The 20865-nt window shown below is 63.4% G+C and carries 18 protein-coding genes; 6 read left to right on the top strand and 12 right to left on the bottom strand.

The window, feature by feature from the left end; translation table 11 throughout:
* Positions 1–194 precede the first annotated feature (194 nt).
* Positions 195–1601 carry a WS/DGAT/MGAT family O-acyltransferase gene (locus GOEFS_RS15185; protein WP_007318813.1) on the top strand — a complete coding sequence of 469 codons (1407 nt, stop codon included), beginning with the start codon at positions 195–197 and terminating at the stop codon, positions 1599–1601.
* A gap of 72 nt (positions 1602–1673) precedes the next feature.
* On the opposite strand, the gene GOEFS_RS15180 is transcribed toward GOEFS_RS15185, so the two are convergent.
* The 4 genes from GOEFS_RS15180 to GOEFS_RS15165 form a co-directional block, all read right to left on the bottom strand.
* Positions 1674–2576 carry a serine hydrolase gene (locus GOEFS_RS15180; protein WP_007318812.1) on the bottom strand — a complete coding sequence of 301 codons (903 nt, stop codon included), beginning with the start codon at positions 2574–2576 and terminating at the stop codon, positions 1674–1676.
* 8 nt (positions 2577–2584) lie between these two features.
* Positions 2585–3466 (bottom strand): LysR family transcriptional regulator, encoded by an 882-nt coding sequence (locus GOEFS_RS15175; protein WP_007318811.1) that lies wholly within the window; start codon positions 3464–3466, stop codon positions 2585–2587.
* 35 nt (positions 3467–3501) lie between these two features.
* On the bottom strand, positions 3502–4440 hold the full coding sequence (gene bla, locus GOEFS_RS15170) for a class A beta-lactamase (protein ID WP_040525237.1): 939 nt from the start codon (positions 4438–4440) through the stop codon (positions 3502–3504).
* A 148-nt stretch (positions 4441–4588) separates the two neighbouring features.
* Positions 4589–6688, bottom strand: coding sequence for an NAD(+) synthase (locus tag GOEFS_RS15165; protein WP_007318809.1), 2100 nt, complete (start codon positions 6686–6688; stop codon positions 4589–4591).
* Between the two features lie 69 nt (positions 6689–6757).
* Here GOEFS_RS15165 and GOEFS_RS15160 point away from each other — a divergent pair, with 69 nt between their 5' ends.
* The 5 genes from GOEFS_RS15160 to GOEFS_RS15140 all read left to right on the top strand — a co-directional run bounded on the left by GOEFS_RS15160 (position 6758) and on the right by GOEFS_RS15140 (position 9990).
* Positions 6758–7045, top strand: coding sequence for a hypothetical protein (locus tag GOEFS_RS15160; protein ID WP_007318808.1), 288 nt, complete (start codon positions 6758–6760; stop codon positions 7043–7045).
* A gap of 77 nt (positions 7046–7122) precedes the next feature.
* The gene (locus tag GOEFS_RS22565; protein ID WP_007318807.1) at positions 7123–7695 is read left to right on the top strand and encodes a hypothetical protein; all 573 of its coding nucleotides are present in this window, start codon (positions 7123–7125) and stop codon (positions 7693–7695) included.
* Between the two features lie 89 nt (positions 7696–7784).
* Complete coding sequence (locus GOEFS_RS15150) at positions 7785–8516, top strand: YcnI family copper-binding membrane protein (RefSeq protein WP_007318806.1); 732 nt, start codon at positions 7785–7787, stop codon at positions 8514–8516.
* The gene (locus GOEFS_RS15145) at positions 8509–9030 is read left to right on the top strand and encodes a copper resistance CopC family protein (protein WP_040525236.1); all 522 of its coding nucleotides are present in this window, start codon (positions 8509–8511) and stop codon (positions 9028–9030) included. The genes GOEFS_RS15150 and GOEFS_RS15145 overlap by 8 nt, the downstream gene beginning before the upstream one ends.
* Positions 9031–9039: 9 nt before the next feature.
* Positions 9040–9990, top strand: a complete 951-nt coding sequence (locus tag GOEFS_RS15140; RefSeq protein WP_007318804.1) for a CopD family protein — start codon at positions 9040–9042, stop codon at positions 9988–9990.
* A gap of 7 nt (positions 9991–9997) precedes the next feature.
* Here GOEFS_RS15140 and GOEFS_RS15135 read toward each other — a convergent pair whose 3' ends face one another.
* The 8 genes from GOEFS_RS15135 to GOEFS_RS15100 all read right to left on the bottom strand — a co-directional run bounded on the left by GOEFS_RS15135 (position 9998) and on the right by GOEFS_RS15100 (position 20758).
* Positions 9998–10747, bottom strand: coding sequence for a MerR family transcriptional regulator (locus tag GOEFS_RS15135; RefSeq protein WP_007318803.1), 750 nt, complete (start codon positions 10745–10747; stop codon positions 9998–10000).
* Between the two features lie 9 nt (positions 10748–10756).
* Positions 10757–12244 carry a flavin-containing monooxygenase gene (locus GOEFS_RS15130; protein ID WP_007318802.1) on the bottom strand — a complete coding sequence of 496 codons (1488 nt, stop codon included), beginning with the start codon at positions 12242–12244 and terminating at the stop codon, positions 10757–10759.
* A 10-nt stretch (positions 12245–12254) separates the two neighbouring features.
* Positions 12255–13178 (bottom strand): hypothetical protein, encoded by a 924-nt coding sequence (locus GOEFS_RS15125; RefSeq protein ID WP_007318801.1) that lies wholly within the window; start codon positions 13176–13178, stop codon positions 12255–12257.
* A gap of 30 nt (positions 13179–13208) precedes the next feature.
* The gene (locus GOEFS_RS15120) at positions 13209–14066 is read right to left on the bottom strand and encodes an SDR family NAD(P)-dependent oxidoreductase (protein WP_007318800.1); all 858 of its coding nucleotides are present in this window, start codon (positions 14064–14066) and stop codon (positions 13209–13211) included.
* Positions 14066–15007, bottom strand: coding sequence for an alpha/beta hydrolase (locus GOEFS_RS15115; RefSeq protein ID WP_050949923.1), 942 nt, complete (start codon positions 15005–15007; stop codon positions 14066–14068). The genes GOEFS_RS15120 and GOEFS_RS15115 overlap by 1 nt, the downstream gene beginning before the upstream one ends.
* 131 nt (positions 15008–15138) lie before the next feature.
* Positions 15139–16047, bottom strand: a complete 909-nt coding sequence (locus tag GOEFS_RS15110) for an alpha/beta fold hydrolase (protein WP_040525245.1) — start codon at positions 16045–16047, stop codon at positions 15139–15141.
* Positions 16048–16081: 34 nt separating this feature from the next.
* Entirely contained in the window at positions 16082–17584 is a 1503-nt protein-coding gene (locus GOEFS_RS15105; protein ID WP_007318797.1) for a carboxylesterase/lipase family protein, read from the bottom strand.
* A 114-nt stretch (positions 17585–17698) separates the two neighbouring features.
* The gene (locus tag GOEFS_RS15100) at positions 17699–20758 is read right to left on the bottom strand and encodes an MMPL family transporter (RefSeq protein ID WP_007318796.1); all 3060 of its coding nucleotides are present in this window, start codon (positions 20756–20758) and stop codon (positions 17699–17701) included.
* Positions 20759–20865 lie beyond the last annotated feature (107 nt).

Below are 20865 nucleotides of genomic sequence, written 5' to 3'. Positions count from 1 at the left end.
AAGGTGGGCACCAGTTTTCAGCCTACGGCATTCAGGCAAGGTCGCCCAAACTTCTCCCTACGGTGTCGTAACCATCTGTGAGGTCGCTGTACACCCCATTACATGTCGCTGCGAGCACCGCGAGCGTTAGCCGGATTCGACGATATGTTGCCGACGTCACCACCGACGTCGACCGCGTGCGGCACGATAGAAAGATGCAGCGGTTGAGCGGATTAGATGCCTCGTTCCTCTACCTGGAGACCAGATCGCAGTTGATGCACGTCATCGGCATCATCGAAATCGATCCCGCTACCGTCCCCGGCGGATACAGCTTCGAGACGATGCGAGCAGAACTCGAGCGACGACTGCAAGCGATGCCGACGTTCCGGCGCAAACTAGCCAATTCCGTACTCAACATCGATCATCCGGTCTGGATCGAAGACACCGATTTCGATATCCAGCGTCATGTCCACCGGGTAGCTGTGCCCTCACCCGGCAGTGAGCGTGAGGTGGCCGATTTCTGTGCCCATCTCGCCGGCCAGACCCTCGATCGAGGCAAGCCGCTATGGGAGCTGTGGATTCTGGAAGGCGTCGCCGGTGGGAAAGTCGCGGCCATGCTGCGTATGCATCACGCCGGGGTCGACGGCGTCACCGGTGCCGACCTGCTAGCTCAGCTATGCACCCTCACTCCCGATCTTCCAGAACTCGACGAACAGAAGGTCAAAGAGACTGCGGGGTCGTCGTCGCGCACGACGATGGCGGCCGGTGGCGCGGTGAACTACCTGGTACAACGCCCTATCGCGATGGCCAAACTGCTGCCCGCCACGCTGCGTGTTCCGGTCGGCTGGTTGCGTCGGGCCCAGTCGGCCGATGCCATGCCTGCGCCGTTCCAAGCGCCACGTACGCCGTTCAACGCGCCGATCACACCGCATCGGGTGGTCGCGATGGGCCAGGTCCCGATGGCCGATATCAAGGAAATCAAGAATCATTTCGGCGTCAAGATCAACGAAGTGGTGTTGGCTCTGGTTGCCGGCGCGCTGCGTGACTACCTACTGCATATCGACGCACTGCCCGAGCAACCGCTGGTCGCGATGGTGCCGGTGTCGGTCCACGACGCCGATGAGACGGACCTGGTAGTGGAGGGGACAAACAAGGTCAGTGGAATGTTCACCGAGTTGGCGACCGACGTCGCCGATCCGGCCGAGCGAATCGAGGCGTCGGCGCGTGCCTCACGGATATCCAAAGCCCATCATGCCGATATCGACGCCAACATCCTGCGTGCCTGGGCGCAGTTCGCGCCGGGGACAACGCTGGCCGCGGCGATGAAGTTCTACGGCGACCGCAAACTGTCGAATCGGCACCCGGCGGTGTTCAACGTGCTGATTTCAAATGTCCCCGGCCCCGACTTTCCGCTGTATTTCCTCGGTGCGCGGGTGGAAGGCGTCTATCCGCTCGGTCCGGTATTCCACGGCGGTGGTCTCAACATCACGGTATTTTCCGCCGACGGAAAGCTGAACTTCGGGCTATTGGGCTGCAAGGAGCTGGTTCCCGATGAATGGTCGATCGTGGAGAGTTTCCAAGCCGAGGTCGACGTGTTGCTGGCCGCGGCGGCTGCCCCTTGAAAACCGCACGCTAGGGACGCGCCGAGGGCAGTGTGCCCCCGGCTGGGTCTTACGGTGCGGTTTCCAGGGACGTTAGACCAGCGGTCGGCGCAACGCCATCACCACCGCGCGCGCCACTTCGCCGATCGCGCGGTCGACAGTCGGTAGCGAGGCAGCGGCACGCGCACTTTTCGTGAAAATCGCGATCGCCACAGACGATTCACCGGGGAACTCCACAACGGCGATCTCGTTGCGAATCGAACCGATGGTGCCGGTCTTGCCCGCGACGGTGGCATGCGGCACCGCCAGTCCGGACGCGATCCGCGTCGTGAACACCTGCTTGCGCATGGTGCGACGGATGAAGTCGCACGAATCGGGCGATGCCGCGACATCCCGCCATACCGCGTCTAACAGCGTGGTGCACTCGCGAGGAGTACCGGCGCTGGCATACGCGGCATCGTAGGCGGAGACCTCGGCCTCGACGTCGGGATTCGCGAGGGCTTCGAATGCTTCGGCGACGGTCGAGGTTCCGGTCTCGGCGCGCAGGCGCGCGTGGACTTCGCGCATCCCGCTCACGATCCTGGTGTGCGACAACGAAAGATCGGCGAGATCGGCGGCTAGCTGGTGCAGGCCGACTCTTCCCAGCACGACGTCGGCGGCGGCATTGTCGGAGACCGTCATCATCGACACGCATAGATCGCGCCAGCTCATGGTCACCGGATCATGTAACACGGAGAGTCCGGTTGCGCCTTCCGCGACGTCGTGCGGCGTTACGGTGACACGCTCGGCAAGGTCAATGTCGTTGCGGTCCGCCATCCGACAGAGTGAAATCATCAGTGGCAGTTTGTATACCGATGCGAGGACAACCGGCGCATCGGGTCGATATCCGTATTCGACGCCCGACTCGTTCAGAGTACGCGCGTGAACCCAGCCTGCGCATCCGGCGTCGGCGAAGGTGTGGGCCACGTGGTCGTCGAGCGTGCTGTCATCAACCATCGCGTGTCTCATCGGCCGGCTCGGGCGAGTTTCCACATCGACGATGTCACGACTTCGGCGGCTTCACGATGTTCCGCGGATTTGTAGACAACTCGCAATCGCAGTGCGACGGTGTCGGGACTTACTGTGAGACAACAGATTTCCGGCACTTGGTCGAGGTCCGTCGACTGGGATGTGAGGCCAAACGCATGGCCGGAGGCGATGGCCGCTGCCGCCTCGGCGGCGGTGTCGACGACGATTGGGTTCGGGTCGAGTCCATGACCGCGCAGACAGTCGAGCAGATCGTCGAAGCCGGCCGGGTTATGACTGCGCGGCGGATGGACGAAGGCCAACCCGCGCAGGTGCCGCAGTGTGGGCTGGATGGCCGAGGTGATCGGGTGGGCGCTGGGAACCATCAGGCGACGCGGTACGCGCACCGGTGACGCGGTCGGTAATCCATTTGTCAGACAGGGGGATTCGACCACAGCGAGGTCGAGTAGGCCCGCGCTGACCTGCTCGACCAGCTGCGTCGTCGGAGCGGTGCGCAGGTGGTCCGCGCGTTGATGCTGGGCGAGTCGACCGGCGACATGCGCTGCCATGCCGACATCGAATTGCGGTGTGGCACCCCATTTCAATGCCTCGGAGTCGTCACGCAGGCGACGTGCCTCACCGGCGAGGCGGCTCGCATCGTCGATCAGCAGCCGGGCTCGTGGCAGCAGTTCGCGTCCAGCGGCCGTCAGCTCCGCACCACGAGACGTCCGGCGGATCAGGGTCACACCGAGTTCTTTCTCCAACCGGCGTAGTCCTTGCGAGACAGGTGGTTGCGTCATCTCCAACCGGGAGGCGGCATCGCCGAAGTGTCCTTCCTCGGCGACTGCGACGAAGAAGCTCAGATGCCGGACGAGATCCATGCCTGCACCATAACCCGGCTACCGGCCCAGGTGGCTCATGCGATCAGCGGGGTGAGCAGCTGGGTCACTCGTGCGAGCAGAGCGTTGAACGCGGGTGCGTCAGATCGGTTCCGGGCATCGCGCGTCATGATCACCAGGTATAGACGCTTGCCGGATGGGGTGAGGATGACGCCTGCCGCGTTCGTGGTCCCATAGTCTCCGGACCCGGTCTTGTCCGCGGTAGTCCAGCCGGCGGGAAGGCCGGCGCGGGTGCGTTGGTCGGAGGTCTTGGTCGCGCGCATCCACTCGAGCAATTGTGTCGAGATATGTTGTCCCGCACCGCCGTCGAGTAGTTGTCGATATCCGCTCAGGAGTCCGTCCGGTGTTGTGGTGTCGCGGAAGTCACCCGGCGCCGCCGAGTTCAGGTCGGGCTCAATCCGAGTAAGTGAGCTCTGGTCGTCGCCGAGTCGGCGTGCGGTGGTGGCGATCGACGTCGGTCCGCCCAGGTCTCGTAACAACAGGTTGCCTGCGGTGTTGTCGCTGCGGGTTAACGCCGCTATACACAACTCCTGCAACGACATTGACGTGCCCACCGCTGCCGACGTCACCGGTGAGTTCACCACTATGTCGGCTGAGGTAATCCGAACTCGCGCGTCGAGTCGTGCGCCGATGCCGTGTTTACGCAGTATCTCCGCGACCGCGTACGTCTTGAACGTCGACAGCATAGGAAAACGGTTGGCGGAGTTGACTTTAACGGTGGCTCCCGTCGCCGGATCGTAGGCAGCGACGCCGATCTCGGCGCCGGACATCGCGGCGGCATCGCGAATCTGAGCTTCGATGGCAGCGGTCCGCGCCGACGTAACCACTTGCTGGCTCGCAGTAGCCGACGCAGCGGTGTGGTCGGAGTCGGGTGTGCACCCGGTAGATAACGCCGCACCGACGGCGATCACGGTGCTGGCAGACAGGAGACGTCGGAGAAATATGCGAGTGGGCATGCCCTGCAATCAATCAGTCAATCGCGCTCGGGACAAAGTGCGGCACTGGTCGACTTCGATAGCGAACCGATATCGCCGCTGGTCACCCGCGTCTTTCGAAATCCGCACGCTCCGGGCCTGTCGAGCGCAATCTGCCCCCGGCGGTGGCCTACGGTGCGGTTTTCGGGGAGTCCAGCTCCTCCAGCCACGCCCGAACCGACGCATCCGACGGGGAGCGCCAATCACCGCGCGGCGACAACGATCCGCCCGATCCGATCTTGGGACCATTCGGCATCGCGGTTCGCTTGAACTGATTGGCCATAAAGCGTTTCAGGAACACCCGCAACCATTTCTCGATGGTCGCTCGGTCATAGTCCGGTGACCACGCGTGCTCAGCCAGGAAGGCTACTTTGCTTGGGCGGTAACCGAATCGAGTCAGGTAGTACAAGAAGAAGTCATGCAACGCATACGGCCCGACGGTGTCCTCGGTCGACTGGATCGACCCGTCCTCGCCGGGGGGAATGAGCTCCGGTGAGATGACATCATCGAGGATTTCGCGGAGCGTCGCCGCGGTAGCCTCGGAATAGCGTCGCGAGGTCGCGCCACCCGTCGCTTCGCTCACCCCGGTGACATTTTCCGTCGCTTCGCTCGCCCCGGTGACATTTCCCGTCGCTTCGCTCGCCCCGGTGACATTTCCCGTCGCTTCGCTCGCCCCGATCATCCAGCGGATCAGATGCTGGATAAGGGTTTTCGGCACCGAAGAGTTGACGTTGTAATGTGACATCTGGTCGCCGACGCCGTAGGTGCACCACCCCAGCGCCAGTTCCGACAGGTCGCCGGTACCCAACACGATTCCGCCGAGATGATTGGCCAGGCGGAACAGATGCGACGTCCGCTCACCCGCCTGCACATTCTCGAAGGTGACGTCGTAGACCTTCTCACCCTTCGCGAACGGGTGGTCCAGATCGGCGAGCATCTGCAAGCACGACGGCCGGATGTCGAGCTCGGTCGCCGACACCCCCAACGAACTCATCAACTCGTGTGCCCGCCGTAGCGACGCGTCGCCGGTGGCGAAGCCCGGCATCGTATAGGCGTGAATGTTGGTGCGAGGCAAGCCGAGAAGGTCGAATGTGTCGACCGCGACGAGTAACGCGAGGGTCGAATCCAGTCCGCCGGACACGCCTATCACGATCTTCTCGATGCCGGTGGCGCGCAACCGTGCCGCGAGTCCTTGGACCTGGATATTGCCGACCTCGCGGCACCGCAGATCACGGTCGACGACCCCGGCGGGAACATATGGGAACCGCGCGACGTCCCGACGCAGGGTGGCAACTGGCGTTGGGTTGAGGTCAAACCCGATGCGGCGCAACTGTTTCAGATCGGAGGCATAGTCGCCCACCTGGTCGCGCATGCTGATCATGCGACGTCGTTCCTGTGCGAGACGATCGAGATCGATGTCGGCCGTGATGGTTTGGTCCGCGATCGCGAAGGGCTCGCTGCGGGCGAGCAGACTCCCGTTCTCCGCGATCAACGCGTCGCCGTCCCAGGCGAGGTCGGTCGTCGACTCGCCGAATCCGGCGGCGACGTACACGTATGCCGCCGAGAGCTTGGCGGAATGACTGGTACACAACGCTTTTCGATACGATTCTTTGCCCACCGTCACCGGACTACCGGATAGATTCACCAGCACCGTCGCGCCGGCCATCGCCGCCCAGGTGCTGGGTGGAATCGGTACCCAGCCGTCTTCGCAGATCTCTACGTGCAGGTTGAAGCCCGGTAAGTCATTCGCGGTGAAGATGAGGTCGGCCCCGAACGGAACGTGTTGTCCCAGAACGGTTGCGACGTTAGTCGGTGCGTCGCGCGCGGCGGCGAACAGGCGCTGTTCGTAGAACTCCCGGTAATTGGGCAGATACGACTTCGGCACCACCCCGAGGATGACGCCGTCGTGCACAACGACGCCGCAGTTGTACAGTCCGTCTCCGACGACGAGTGGAACGCCGACGACGGCGACGGGTGCGAGTCCGCGGCTAGCGTCGACGATCGCTCGTAGGCCGTCGAGGCACGCATCCAGAAGGGCGTCCTGCTGCACCAGATCGTCGACGCTGTACCCGCACAAGCCGAGTTCGGGAAATACGACGAGGGTCGCACCGTCGGCGGCCGCTGACGTCAGCAGTCCGATCGTCGCCTGGGCGTTGAACGCGGGGTCGGCGAGCTTGAGTACCGGGACGGCGCCGGTGACACGAGCGAAGCCGTGGTCGAAGATCGTCACCCCATGAACACTAGCTCGCTCGGGAAAAGGCTGGTCATTTCGCACGCCGTGTGCATAAGATGCTGAACTATGAATTCACGATCAATCAAATCGCTGGTCGTCGGTGGGGCGGTAATCGCTGGCGCAACGCTGTCGTCAATCCTCGCGGCTCCGGCCGCCAACGCCGACATCCGCAACGAGGCTTCGGTGCTGTGCGCGGCCGGCACCTGTAAGAACAACGGTCCCAGCTGGGATGTTGGCTTCGGCAACGTCACCTGCGCGAATGGCCTGACCGCCCCCGGCATCGCGTTGGTACCGCCACACGGCATCGCGCCGCTGGCATCCGCTGGTTGCCAGCAGCCGCGTCTTTACGGATAGTCCGACCTCGTTCCGATGCCCGCCGTGGATACTCGCGGCGGGCGTGGGAAGATTGACGGCGTGATACGAGGCGATCGGTGACCGCGACGCGCGCTCTGCGCGGCGAGTCGACCTGCCGCGCACGTATCCTCGACACCCGTGCAGCGGTTGCACGCGTTGCCGTAGCGAGCGTCGTACCGTCGGTTGCCGTCGGCGCGCACGCCATCGCGGGCGGGGGACCACCGCAAAGCGGCGGACTCATTCTGCTCGCGGGTATCGGTGTGGTCGCCGGGCTCATGGTGCGCGGTGCTGGACTCCTCGGCGTGGCCGGGGTGTTGACCGGCGCTCAGGCGGCTTGCCATGCCGCGCTCGCGATCTCGCATGGACATCTAATGACATCCGGTCTGTCCAGCGCACCGGGAGCGGCGTCTATGCTGCTCACCCACCTGGTCGCGATTCCGCTGTCCGCGCTCGCGATAGTGGCACTCGCCCAACTGATTTCACTGATCACGTCGATACTGCGGGTGGTCGGCGGTTACGCCGCCGCGGTTCCGCGTGACACCTACCGCGGCTACGTCGTTCCGAGTGAACTTAGTGGATGCCGTCTGGCTGCCCGCCCTCCTGTTCGGGGACCGCCGACTGTCGCCGGCGCGCCCCTTCTCGTCTACTGACGGCCATTTCTGCTGTGGCCGAACGGCTTTCGTTGGCGCGCTGACGTTCTTATCCTACTGAGCAGCCATTCACGAAAGAGCGATTTGTCATGTCTTCGTTAACCAAGTCCCGTTCTGTCCTGCGTCGAGCCGCCATACCCGCGGCGGTCATCGCCGCGGCCGCGACGACCGCGTTCGCCGGTGTTGGGGTGGCCAACGCCCACGTCACGGTGTCGACGTCCACCGCCACCCAGGGCGGCTATGGCGTCGTTACGCTGTTGGTCCCCAACGAATCCGATGCCGGAGCGGCGACCACCAAGGTCTCGATCGAGATACCGCGTCTCAAAGGATTGCGCACCGAGTCCGTACCCGGTTGGCGTGCGGTAATCGACAAGGATCCCAAGACCGAGGAAGTCACCCGGGTCACCTGGACCGCTGCCGACGGCAATGCCGGTGTGAAAGTCGGCGAATTCGGCCAGTTCAGCATCGCGGGCGGGCCGTTCCCGTCGCAGTCATCGGTCAGTCTGCCGACCGTGCAGACCTACGCCAATGGTGAAGTGGTCAACTGGAATCAGCCGGCTGGTGCCGACGGGGCAGAACCCGAACATCCCGCGCCGACGCTAACACTCGCCGCGGACAAGAGCGGTGATGCGCACTCGGCCGGACACGCATCCACCACCGAGACCGATGACCAGGAAGCTTCGGCCTCGGATAACACCGCGCGCTGGATTGGCGGCGTCGGATTGGTGCTTGGTGCGCTCGGCGTGGTCGTCGGGGTCGGCGCTCTGGCGCGACGCGGCCGGGCGGCTGGCAACAGCGGCTCGGGCGGCGACGATGCGTAGGCGCTGCGGGCTGGTCGTTCTCGTCATGTTGTTCGCGATGACGGCCGCCGTTTTCGGTGCGGCGACGGCGAGCGCGCATTCGCGGTTGGTTGCCTCCGATCCGGCCGACGGTGCGAAGGTCGCGACCTCGCCTGCGGCGGTAACCCTCACATTTAACGAGGCGATCCAGGAATCCTTTGCGGTACTCACCGTGGTTGGGCCAGATGGAAACTTCTGGCAGCAAGGCGATCCCAGTGTTGTCGGGCCGACTATCAAGGTCAACCTGCGTCCGCTGGGACCCGCTGGTACCTACCAGATCAACTACCGAGTGACGTCGGCCGACGGACATCCGGTCGAGGGTAAGCGTTCGTTCACCCTCACCACGGCGGGTACGGGCACCCCCGGACCCAGTGCGCAGCAGGCTGCCGATTCTGATTCCGGTGGTCTTCCGGTCTGGCCGTTTATCGCGGTCGGTGTGGTCGTTCTGCTCGGCGGCGCGGGCGTCGTCGTGTGGATGTCGCGGCGCCCGGCGTAGGGCTCACCGATGCCGGCGAATGTGGCGGGTAACAACGCCGCGCTGACGGTGCGGCGTCGGGCAACTTTGCTCGGCGCCGCGTTTCCCGCGGCATTCGCCGGGTTGCTCGCGTGTTGGTGGCTGGCCGATCCGACCGGACCGGGCTTGGCTTCGACGGCAGCCGTGGTGACGTTAGTCGCCGGGGTGACGCTGGTCGGACTCGGTCTGCTTCCACTGCTCGGTGCGCAACCGTCGTTGGCGGCGATAGCCGGATTGGCGTTGCTGTGGCTTATCGCCGACGTGGTCGTCATCTGGTTCGACGTCGCTGCGCGGGCCGGTACCGGAGTGGGGTCGGTACGCGTCGAGGAGTTTGTCGATGGCGTGACTTCTTCTCCCGGAGAGGTGATTTCGGGAATAGTCGCGCTAGCCATCGTGATGTGGGCAGTGATCGCTCGACGTGCCGGTGAGCCGGCCGTTCCGGTGACTGTTGTCGGGGCATTGGCTGGACTGGGGATCGCCGCGCCCGCCGCGACCGGCCACGCGGTTACCCATTCCGTGGAGCCGGTACTCGTTGTGGCGCATGCTCTTTGCGCGGCCTGGTGGTGTGGAAGTCTGGCAGCGATGGCGATATCGGTCACCAGTCGAAATGGGTGGCGAACGGTGCTGCCGGCATTCTCCCGCTACGCCCCGATCGCGGTGGGAATACTTGCGATCACCGGATTAGCTTCGGGTGCAATCGAATTGGGCCTTGGTAGCGGCTGGTGGGCCACCGGCTATGGACGCGTGATGCTGGCCAAAACGCTGGGACTGGCGGTGCTGCTCGGAATAGCTGCCTGGCACCGTCGACGCTGGGTTCCCGACGTAGGGGCACGACGTCGCACCGCCGAGCAGTCGCTGCGGTCCGCGGCCGTCGAAGTGGTACTGATGTGCGTGGTGTTGGGCTTAGCGGCCGGACTGGCGTCCACCAGCCCGTTGGGATAGCGCCGGATTACGTCTCCGTACGATCCGAGTGACGCCGTGCCGCGACTTCGTGGACGCGTATCTCGTTTTCCCGGGCTTGGTCGAGTGCCCGATCAAGTGCGGCGCGCGCATTCTGCGTTCCGGTTCGGCGCATCGTCGTCAATAGATCTGTTGCCCAGGCGATCTCATCGTCGCCAGTCGGCACCCAGCCGGGGCCGCGACGTCGAATGATCTCGTCATGCGCTGCTTTGATGAACACGGCAGCGGCCTCATCGAGCTTGTCGATGAATTCGGCGTGGATACCGATCAGGTCGGCGAGTGCCATGTCGCGCTCGATGAGTTGGCCGAGATTCCCGATGATGTGCGCATCGATGGGTCGGTAACCGGCCGGGTCATCGGTTGGAATGAGTATCTGCGCCCGAACCAAATCCGCCAGCGTGGAACCGTCCAGTGGCCCCAACTTCTTTTCGAGTTCGTCGACGGACATAGAGCTGGGCGGCTCGGCAGCCCATTGCTTGTCGAGCAGGTCGGCGAGGTCGAGTACTTCGCCGATCGGCGCTCGGGGATTGGTGAGGAAGGTCGCGATATGTTTGAGCGTGAATCCGTTGCCGAGAAGCCGGTTGATTGCCCGGAGATTTGCCAGATGCCGCTCGGTGTAAATCGCGATCCTGCCCCGGCGCAATGGCCGGGGCAGCAGGCCCTGCTCTTGATAACCGCGGATGTTGCGGGTGGTCGTTCCGGAGACCCGAGCCAGATCGTCGATTCGGTATTCAGTCACGCGAGTAACCTACCCGGCCGCGGCCTGTGCGAACTCGTTCTGCCGGATCGTGATCCGGAAGTCCTGTAACTCCACTCGCCGTAACTGGTTGACATACTGAGTGGCGAAGCCGGGGAACATCGTCGCGTTGAACCCGTCGTCGGTGAGATACCAACTCTGACAACCCGAATTCCACGTCGTCGACGTCAACCTCTCCTGGATGTCGTTGTTGTAGCTCGCTTGCGCATCGGCCCGCACCTCGAGCGATTTCCAGGCATTCTCGATCACCAGCGAAATCGCGTCGGTGATGTAGTCGATCTGCGCTTCCATATAGACGAGCGCGGAACTGTGACCCGGTCCTGAGTTTGGGCCGAAGGTGAAGTACAGGTTGGGATATCCCGATACCGCGACGCTGCGGTACGCGTATGCCCCGTTACTCCATTCCGCGCCCAGTTCGCGCCCGTCCATGCCGGTGATAGGGATTGGTGTCCCCGCCTTGGAGACGTCGAATCCGGTGGCGAAAACGATGGCATCGGCCTGATGCTCGATACCTTCGACGGTGCGAATTCCGTTGGCGGACAATTGTGCGATCGGCCAGGTGACAAGTTTGCAATTGTCGCGCTGCAGCGCCGGATAATAGTCGCTGGTCATCAACAGCCGTTTGCACCCGGCCGCGAAGTCGGGGGTGAGTTGGCGACGCAGCCACGGATCGGAAACCTGAGTCCGCAGATGCAGTTTGCTGACCGCTTCCACGACACGCGTTAGCGGTGTATTCCACACCACGCCGAGCGCGACCGACTCATGCCCCCAGAACCACGCGGCCCGCGCGAGCCGTTGTGCCAGTGGGGTATTGCGGTAGAGACGCTTGGTCGACTCGCTGGTCGCCGGATTGACTCGGGGCAGAACCCAGCTTGGGGTCCGCTGAAATACCTTCACCGACTTAGCGGTCTTGACCAGCTCTGGCACGATCTGCACCGCGCTCGCTCCGGTGCCGATCACCGCTACCTTCTTGCCCGCGAAGTCATAGTCGTGATCCCAACGGGCACTGTGGATCTTGTGTCCGGCGTAGTCGTCGATGCCGCGAATATCCGGGAAGGACGCGTTGGCCAGCGGCCCGGAGGCCACGACGACCGACTGGGCCACAACGGATTCGAGGCCGGCCTCGAAAGAGATCGTCCATTCCCCCGCCTCGTCGTCGAAGCGCAGGCCGCTGACCGTGTGGCCGAAGCGGATATGTGGTGCGATACCGGAGGAATCGACCATCGTGTCGATATAGCCGAGGATTTCGTCGCTGCCCGAATAGGTCCGCGACCAGTCCGGATTCGGTGCGAAGCTGTATGAATACAGTCGCGACGGAATATCGCATGCCGCACCGGGATAGGTGTTGTCGCGCCATGTTCCGCCTACTCGACTGTCCCGTTCGAATATGACGAAGTCGGTGATTCCCTTGTCTTTCAATCGGATCGCAGTGCCGATTCCGGCAAACCCCGCGCCGATTATTGCTACCGAGATAGTCATCGATCAGTCCTTACGCGGTGGGTTCGTAGGTCAGCTCTTGTGACCAGGTCGGCTTCCGGTGCACCAGGTCGAACGGAATCCGCTCGGTGATCTTGACCAGTGAGTCGGCTGCGAAGTGATAGGGCACGTTGCCGCGGTTGATGACCCAGCCGCCGTGCCGGGCGACCAACCGGAACATCGGTAGGCGCCGTGCGTATTCGCTTCGCTCGCCGACCGACTTGTATCGCTTCATCGCGCCGTAGAGGCGTTGCTCGTCGACGCCCATCGCGACGATGTTGTCGCGCATCTTGTTGAGCAGCGGCATATAGCTCAGTAGCCCCACCAGCAACGACGGGTTGACCCATCCGCCGACGAAGTCGATCGCGAGCTTCCGGGTGCTGGCGTGCCCGAGAATGTCCATGACCTCGAAATCCACTGCGAGATGGCGGGATTCGTCGGAGTTGATCCGCTTGAACACTTCCTGGGCGACGGGATCTTTGACCTCGTCGGTGATGAATTTGATCAGCGCGCCGTCGAGGGCTACCTCGAGCATCGGGATCACCGTGCCGAGGAAAGATAGCGACATACCGTCGGAATGCTTGTCGAGCCAGTTGATCACTAACTGCACGTTGACATTCGGGGACGGGATCTCGTCGCCGTCGAGCATTCCCCACCGACGCATCAGCGCGAGTTCGGCATTCGCGTGCTTCTGTTCTTCGGCGTGGAAGTGTTCGTAGATGCTCTTCAGCGTCGGCGTCGGAGCCTTCTTCGCCATCGCCGCGAAGCCGCGCGCACCGACGTTTTCGATCCACATCAAGTCGGAGAGAAAGGGTTTGAGTTTGGCGTGCAGCTCGGGATCGATGAGTTCGGCGCCGGGCGCATCCCAGTCGATATCGGCCAGCGCCCACTGTCGATCCTTGATCTTGGTGAGCATATTGTCCAGATCCATAGCCATGAGTCGTGCCTTTCGTCGTAGATGAGTGTGTTAGTCGGTCGGCAGGAGCCGGCCGAGAAGTCCGAGGCCCCAGGCGTATTGCGCGGGGAAGTGTCGTTTGAGATGCCAGACCACGTTGGCATCGAACTGTGGGAGAACATAGAGCTTGCCCAGGTCGTTGGCGTCGAGTGTTGCCGCCGCGACTCGTGCGGGTGAGATGCCGGTGAGGGTCATCAGGCGGTCGGCGAGTGAGAATCCGTCAGCGGTGATGCGACCGTCGCGTGCGACGTTGGTCTTGACGAATGTCGGGCACAAGACGGTGACGTCGACGTCGGTGCCGCTGAGTTCGGCCGCGAGGGTTTCCGAGAGCGACATGACGCCAGCTTTCGACACGTTATACGGGCCCATCGCCGGGGCTGCGGCGAATCCCGCCGCGGACGCCACGTTGATAATCCCGCCACCGGATTCGCGCACCATCGGCGCGAACAGCTCGCAGCCGTGAACGACGCCCCAAAGGTTGATGCCCAACGCCCAGTTCCAGTCATCGAGGCCGATATTGCCGACTACCTGGCCGCCGATACCAACGCCGGCATTGTTGATCACCAGAGTTGGTGGACCCTCGAATGTCTCGCGAGCAAAGGCGGCGAGCGATTCGACGTCGCTTCGCGAGGAGACGTCGCAGAAGAGCGCTCGCGCCGGCGGCGCTGTAGTTATCTTCGCGATCATCGCAACCGTTTCGCGTGCCCGCTCGGGGTCGATATCTGAGCAGATGACTTCGCCGCCCCGACGCGCTAACTCGAGCGCGAACTCCCGGCCGATCCCGCTTCCGGCTCCGGTCACAACGGCTTTGGCGTTAATCGAAGTCCGGTCGCGAACGAACTTGACCCGTAATTGGTCGATTCCGAGCATTAGCTACATTCCTTGTCGAGTTCGGCTGGGCGCGCCGCGAAAGCCGTCTGGATGAAATCGCGAACGCGAAGTAGTGCGGCATCGGCATCGGGTCCGAGCCTGGGCAGTGCTTGGAATACGTGCATCATCGCCGGCCAGATCTCCAGCGTGGCGGTGCCGCCGTGCTTGGTCACCTCGTCTGCGACGTGGCGGGCATCGTCTGCGAGCATTTCGGCGCTGCCGACTTGAACAAGAAATGGCGGCATACGTTGCGCCGCAGTAAAGTTCAGGCGCAGTCGAGGGTTGTGCGGACTCTGGCCGCGAGTGTAGAGATCGACCAGGCGGCGAGCGGCGGAGGCAGAGATCGCCGGGTCGCGGTGTTTGCGTTCGCAGTTTTCGGCGAGTGCCAGCGTCAGGTCGATCAGAGGTGAAAATAGAACGGCGGCTGCGGGATTGCGATCGGGCGGGAGGTCGGCGTTGGCCAGCAGATCGCAGATGAGATGTCCGCCAGCCGAATCTCCGGCGATTGCCAGGTCAGATCCGTTGTACCCCTGGTCGATCAGCCACCGATAGCCCTTTTCCACATCGTCGGCCGCCGTGGGGAACCGATGTTCTGGAGCGAGCCGATAGTCGACGACGAAAACCGGCAGTCCGGTTGCCGCCGAGAGCCGTGCCGCCAGACCACGGTGGGTGCGGGCCGAGCAGATGACGAAGGCGCTGCCGTGGACGTAGTAGATCGCGCGGTCGCCGACACGAACCCCGGGACCGAGTACCCATTCGCCACGTACTCCGTCGTCGGAAACCGGCCGGATCGTCGTTCCGGACGGAGTCGGACCCAGGACCCGCATTATTCCGGCAACGAGTCCTCGCGCGATACGTATGCCACCGGCGTTCATCGGAATCACACCGGTAGTGCGTCCCAGAGTTTGCCGCGTGAGGGTCGCGATCAGCGTCGCGCGCATCGCCGGCAACGTCGGGACGGGAGCCACCGGGATTGGAGTGCTATTAGCCACTCCAATATGTCAGCATCAACCGTGCCAGTTGTCAATGGCACGGTTAGTGCTGGCGAGATAGGGGTGGATAGGTGAGCTGGTCAGCCCTGGTTTTCGCTCCACAGCTCCAGGAGTTCGGTGAGAACGTCGGTTGCCATCCCCAGTCCGCCCAGGTGAGATTCGCCGTGCATGGTGTACAGCCTGGCATCGGGCAGCAGGTTCACCATCTGCTCACCGTGGCTGAATGGAATGATGTGGTCCTCGTCGCCATGCCACCAGCGCACCGGTACCGAGACATCGCCAACCCGAAATCCCCAATCCCGAGCGAAGACAATCGCGTCGGCGAAGGGAGCCTCGGCGCGACGCGCACCACCGTGCAGCAGGTCGTCGAGAAACATCGCGCGAAACTCGGGGCGCGCCAATAGCTCTCGGTCGGCTCGGGGTGAGAACCGGCCGTAGAGACTGATCGCGGGCACCGCCACCGGTCGCGCGATGCCGATCATTGAACTCAACGCTCGACCGATTGGCGCACCCGCGACTTGCAGTAGCGGAGCGGCGTACTTGGCCAATTGTGTTGCGCCACCGGCAATCGCATCGGGTCCGACCGTCGGGCCGACGCCGCCGAGAACTCCTGCGACGACGACGCGATCCGGCGCCTCGTGAGCCACCGCCAGGGTGTACGGGCCACCGCCGGACAGGCCGATGACGGCGAACTTGTCGATGCCCAGGGTGTCGGCCACCTGCAAAAGGTCGGGAGCGAAGTCGCTGACCGACCGATAACGATGCGGCGTCGATGATCCGACACCGGGCCGGTCGATGCCGATGATCCGGACTTCGTTCTCCTCACCGAAGGCGCGTGCTTCGAGCGGAATCTGGCGGCGCGCGCCCGGCGTTCCGTGCAACCAGAAAATGGCACGACCGGTGGCTGAACCGAACTCGGCGAATCCGATCCGACGGTTTTCTCCGACGGCGACACTGCCTTCGATCTTTGGGCGCTCGATGTCAATCATCGAACCAGCATGCCACGGCCATTTCATCTCCTAATCACGCCCCGGCGATGTCGTGATCTCTGTTCAAAGCCGCGATGTCGGCGCCGCGAGGTAGTGGGTTTGTCGTGCTGCGTTCGGCGTCGAAGACGCGGACCGCCTGTCCGTCCGCGTATGCCGGCCAACCCGGCGAGCCGGTCTTGGCGAATGACACCCACGCGGCGTGGATGTCGTCGGCGAGCCGCTGGGGCGGGTGCGGGCCGGTGAACGATTCGCTACCCGATACGGCGTCGAATACAAAGGGCAGTTCCAGCGCATGGCAGGGACCGAGGTCGGAAACTGCTGTACCCCAGGCAAACTCATAGACGAATACGTCGCTGCCCGACTGCCCGGCGGTGTGTGCCAGCGTGAGCATCGGTCGGCGGAAGAATAGGTCGGAGACGATGTGGTCGAAGATATCGGCGGCGGACTCGTCGGGGTGGTTCGCGGAATACGCTGCGACGACTCCGGCGTCGGCACCAAACCGCGCGACCGCCATCGGCAACATCTCCTGGGTGATCGCACCGCGCAGGCCGCTGCTGGTACTGAACAACGAGAACTCGCGCGCGGTGGAGCCGGCCAGCAACGAGATGCCGCCAGCGGCGCCGGCAGCCACGGCGTCGTCGGGAAAGACCGGGATGAGATCGTCAAACGCTGGAATGAACCCGGTGATGCCGCCGCCAGCGGAGACCGTTGTTGCTCCCCAGCGAGCCGGGTCGGGTGCTTGCCGAATCTCGTCGCTGATCTTGTCCTGCGCGGCGATCAGGGTCGCCGGGTCAATACTGGCGAACGCCTCGGCGGTTGGTGAGGTGCCCAGTAACGCGGCGAGTTCGGCGGTGACTTTACGGGCGTCGTCTGCCTCGACGATGGAATGCCCGTGTCCGCTCTGCACGATGGCTTTGGCAAAGAGTCCCCGTGCGCCGGGAGACGCCAGTAGGTTCGCCACGCTCATGCCGCCGGCGGATTCGCCGAATATTGTGACATTGCGTGGATCGCCGCCGAACTGAATGATGTTGTCCTGCACCCATTTCAGTGCCGCGATTTGGTCGCGCATACCGAGATTTGTCGGTGCGCCGTCGATCGGCAAGAAACCGAATACGCCGAGCCGGTAGTTGATCGACACCAGCACCACACCGTCGCGGGCGAATGCCGAGCCGTCGTACATCGGCGAGGCGTTGGAGCCACGGGTGAACGCGCCGCCGTGAATCCACACCATGACGGGCAGGTCGGTGGCTCCGACGTCGGGAGTCCACACATTCACATTGAGGCATTCACCGCCCAGCTGAGATGCCGTGACCTTGCCGAACCAACCGTTGATCGGTTCGGGGTAGGCGCTTTGCCAGCACGACGGACCTTCGGTGGTCGCCGCGCGAATTCCGTCCCACGGAGTCACCGGGGCGGGAGCCGCGAATGTCGACTCACCGACCGGAGCTGCGGCGTACGGAATGCCGAGAAATGTTGTGACGCCGTCGTTTTGCTTCCCGGCAACCTCGCCGCCGGTGACTGTGACCGTGATATCCATCTGTCTCTTTCGATTGGCGTGGCGGTGCGCGCTCTGTGCATTGCCCATCGCAGCCAGTATGCAGCGTCGAGATGGCCGAAGGTGTGCGATTGGAAGGCCAGTCAGTGCCCGACGTCACTCGGCCCGGGTTCGCGCCGGCCACCAGATCCGATCGCCGAGCACGACCATCGCGGCAGGTACCAGCACGCTGCGTACGAGAGCGATGTCGAGCAGCAAGCCGACGCCGATGGTGAAGCCGATTTGGACCAGGTTCAGCACGGTGCCGCTCATCAACGCGAACATCGTCAACGCGAATACCACGCCAGCGGTGGTGATCACGCCACCGGTGCTGCCGAAGCCGCGAATGACGCCGCGCATCATGCCGTCTGTCGCGGCTTCTTCCCGAATACGCGAGGCGAAGAGCATGCTGTAGTCGGCGCCCACTGCGATTAATGCCATGAACGAGACCGGGATTACCGACCAGTCCAGCGGGATGCCGAATCCGTGTTGCCAGATCAGCGTGGCGATCCCGATTGTCGAAGCGAATGACAGGACTACCGTGCCCACCAACAGGATTGGGGCCAGAATGCTTCGCAGTAGAACGATCAGAATCAGCAGCACGGCGAGAACGGCGACCGTGGCGAAGATGATGAAGTCGCGGATCACCTGGTCTTGCATACCCGCGGACAGGGACGCCAGGCCGGTGGATTGGACCTGCGCGTCGGCGAGGCTGGTCCCGGCGAGTGCGCGATGCGCGACAGTGGGCAGTTGCCCGCTCGCGTCCAGTGCCTGTCCGCTGTAGGGGTTGACCTTCCAGGTTGCCAGCATGCGCGCGGTCTTGCCGTCGGGGGACAGTAGTAGTTGGCTACCCGCCACGAATCGCTTGTCGTGCAAGGCTTCTGGTGGAAGATAGAAGCCAGTGCCTGGACCGGTCGTGGTCTTGGCGCTCATGGCGGTCAGATATGACGACGCGCGGTTCAAGCCGGCGGTCAGCTGACTTGTGAGTGCGACGGTGCGGTCGGTGCCTTCTTTGACTTGGCGCAGGCCGGTCGCGAGCTGGGTCATGCCGTCGGACAATTGCGTAACACCGTCGGTGAGTCGGGTTAGGTCTGCTCGGACCTGTTCGGGTGAGCGGCCGTTGAGTTGACGAGTCAGCGTCTCGACGGTGGCCAGCGCGTTGCGGAGTTGGGGGAGAAGGGCATTGAATTTCCGGACGAGTTCGGCGGGAACGCCTGCCAAACCTTGGATTGAGCGGAGTGCTTGCGATGCGCGGCCGCCCAGGGCGAGGTCGAGTTGACCGAATGCGGCCCGGGCCGCGAGGCAGGCCGGATCGGTCTGACAGCGAGCGGTCGGGCGTGCGGTAATAAGTGGACCGAACGTCGAATCCAGTTGTCGAAGGGCGGTATTGGTCGCGGAGTCCGCCTGCTGGAACCCGGCGACCAACGTGGTGAGTGTGGATAGGGTGGTACGCAGCATGGGAATGGTTGACGCGACGCTGTTGGTGGAACCGTCGGTCGCGATAGAAATAATGTTCTGCGCGGTGGATAAGCCGTCGAGTACGGTACCGGCCATTGTGACGACCTGATCGGTGCCCGAGACTAAGGCGGGCATTTGGGTGACCGCGTCGTCGGCGCCGGCGCTGAGCTGAGTGACACCGCTCGCGAGCCGTCGTAATTCCGGTGTGGCGGTGACCATTTGGTGAGCGGCGGTGCTGAGCTGAGACCCGACGATGCCGGTCTGGTAGCCGGTGGCGGCCTCGGGCAGCGGTTTGCCGTCGGGGCGGGTGATGGAGTTGATCTTGGCGACCTCGGGCATATTCGATACCGCGATGGCCGAAAGTTCCAGCGCGGCAAGGTCGGTGGTGTTGCGCAGGTCGTGATCACTGCGGATGATCAGATATTCGAGGGCGATTTCGTTGAGCCCGTAGTGTTTGTACACGGCGTCGTAGCCGCGGGTGGAGTCGTTGTCGTGCAGGAACATCGCCGACTCGTCCCAGTTCATCCGGAAGGTCGTCAAGATCGACGCGGTGCCGACCAGGAACAGTACGACCACCGCGGTGTACACGCCGGCGTGGCGAATGACGCGAACACCGCGGCGCTGCCAGGTTCGGGTGCTGTCGCCGCGAGGTTCGGCGAGACCGCGACGGCCAGCCAGTGCCAGCAAAGCTGGCGGGAGCGTGAGCGCGACGGCGGCGGTGACCACGATGGCGATCGCGGTCGGCGGGCCGGCCGTGGTGAACATACCGATCTTGGTGAAAATCATTGCGGTACATGCCGCCGCGATGGTGAGGGCGGAGGCGACCAGGATGGGAGCGGTCCGGCCGCTGGCCTGTGCTACCGCGTCAGCGACGGGAATCCGCTTGCGTCGTGCCTCGTGATAGGAGGCGATCATGAAGATCGCGTAGTCGGTGCCCGCGCCGAGTACAAGCGCGGTCATGATCGCGATGGTGAAGTTGGAGATCGACAGTGAGTCGTTGCCGCCGAGGAAGGAAATAATCGGGCGGGCGATACCCAGAGTTACGCCGATAGTGATCAATGGGATTGCGGCAGTGGCGAATCGACGATAGGCGACGAAGAGCAACGCGGTGATCAACGCGATCGATACCAAGGTGATGATCAGGAGCGAGACATCCATCGCGGAGAAGAGGTCGGCAAGCGTGGCCGTCGGACCGCTGTAGTGGACCGCCAGGCCGGCAGGTTTGGCGATGTCGTCGATGATTGCTCGTATCGCTTGGGTGCTGTGATGAGCCCGAGTTGATCCGACTGACCCCTGTGCGGCGATCATCAGCGTCACGGCCTTGCCGTCGGGGCTGAGTGAGATGTCGCGGGCAAGCGGGTTGCCGTAGATGTCGATGACGTAGGCGATGTCTTCTTTGTCGGCGATCAGGCGAGACAGCAGGTTTCGGTAGTACTGCTGGTCGGCGTCGGAGATACCTTTCTCGTTGACCAGAACTATGCTGCTCACGCCATTGGACGGCGGAACCTTGAAGTCGCGCGCCATCGCCTCGAGATGTTGGTTGGCCTCCAGGTCGCTGGGCAAAAAGTCGGCGGAGGTGCGTGCGACGGTGAGTTCTAGCTGTGGCACAACGACGTTGAGTACGGCGGCGAGCGCGATCCAGAAGCCGACGATCCACCAGGCGTAGCGCCCGATCCAATGCCCGGCGGAGGCGAAGGCCTTGCTCTGTCCGTGCGCCATGAGTTCTCCGTCGTCGGCGGGCATACCCGCGTGACCCGACTATGTCGGGATGCATAACTGAGATAGCTTCACCTGCAAGTGACTCGACGGTCAATTGGTTGGCGAGG

It is taken from the genome of Gordonia effusa NBRC 100432 (assembly GCF_000241305.1).
GTDB lineage: Bacteria > Actinomycetota > Actinomycetes > Mycobacteriales > Mycobacteriaceae > Gordonia > Gordonia effusa.
The sequence above is the reverse complement of the archived record's forward strand: the minus strand, read 5'-3'. Positions and strand labels throughout refer to the sequence as shown.

What these genes read in the sequence shown, in the direction of transcription:
- GOEFS_RS15185 (WP_007318813.1), top strand. Translation starts at nt 195, where the DNA reads ATGCAGCGGTTGAGCGGATTAGATGCCTCGTTCCTCTACCTGGAGACC.
- GOEFS_RS15180 (WP_007318812.1), bottom strand. Translation starts at nt 2,576, where the DNA reads ATGGTTGATGACAGCACGCTCGACGACCACGTGGCCCACACCTTCGCC.
- GOEFS_RS15175 (WP_007318811.1), bottom strand. Translation starts at nt 3,466, where the DNA reads ATGGATCTCGTCCGGCATCTGAGCTTCTTCGTCGCAGTCGCCGAGGAA.
- bla (WP_040525237.1), bottom strand. Translation starts at nt 4,440, where the DNA reads ATGCCCACTCGCATATTTCTCCGACGTCTCCTGTCTGCCAGCACCGTG.
- GOEFS_RS15160 (WP_007318808.1), top strand. Translation starts at nt 6,758, where the DNA reads ATGAATTCACGATCAATCAAATCGCTGGTCGTCGGTGGGGCGGTAATC.
- GOEFS_RS15150 (WP_007318806.1), top strand. Translation starts at nt 7,785, where the DNA reads ATGTCTTCGTTAACCAAGTCCCGTTCTGTCCTGCGTCGAGCCGCCATA.
- GOEFS_RS15145 (WP_040525236.1), top strand. Translation starts at nt 8,509, where the DNA reads ATGCGTAGGCGCTGCGGGCTGGTCGTTCTCGTCATGTTGTTCGCGATG.
- GOEFS_RS15140 (WP_007318804.1), top strand. Translation starts at nt 9,040, where the DNA reads ATGCCGGCGAATGTGGCGGGTAACAACGCCGCGCTGACGGTGCGGCGT.
- GOEFS_RS15130 (WP_007318802.1), bottom strand. Translation starts at nt 12,244, where the DNA reads ATGACTATCTCGGTAGCAATAATCGGCGCGGGGTTTGCCGGAATCGGC.
- GOEFS_RS15125 (WP_007318801.1), bottom strand. Translation starts at nt 13,178, where the DNA reads ATGGCTATGGATCTGGACAATATGCTCACCAAGATCAAGGATCGACAG.
- GOEFS_RS15120 (WP_007318800.1), bottom strand. Translation starts at nt 14,066, where the DNA reads ATGCTCGGAATCGACCAATTACGGGTCAAGTTCGTTCGCGACCGGACT.
- GOEFS_RS15115 (WP_050949923.1), bottom strand. Translation starts at nt 15,007, where the DNA reads ATGCGCGCGACGCTGATCGCGACCCTCACGCGGCAAACTCTGGGACGC.
- GOEFS_RS15110 (WP_040525245.1), bottom strand. Translation starts at nt 16,047, where the DNA reads ATGATTGACATCGAGCGCCCAAAGATCGAAGGCAGTGTCGCCGTCGGA.
- GOEFS_RS15105 (WP_007318797.1), bottom strand. Translation starts at nt 17,584, where the DNA reads ATGGATATCACGGTCACAGTCACCGGCGGCGAGGTTGCCGGGAAGCAA.
- GOEFS_RS15100 (WP_007318796.1), bottom strand. Translation starts at nt 20,758, where the DNA reads ATGGCGCACGGACAGAGCAAGGCCTTCGCCTCCGCCGGGCATTGGATC.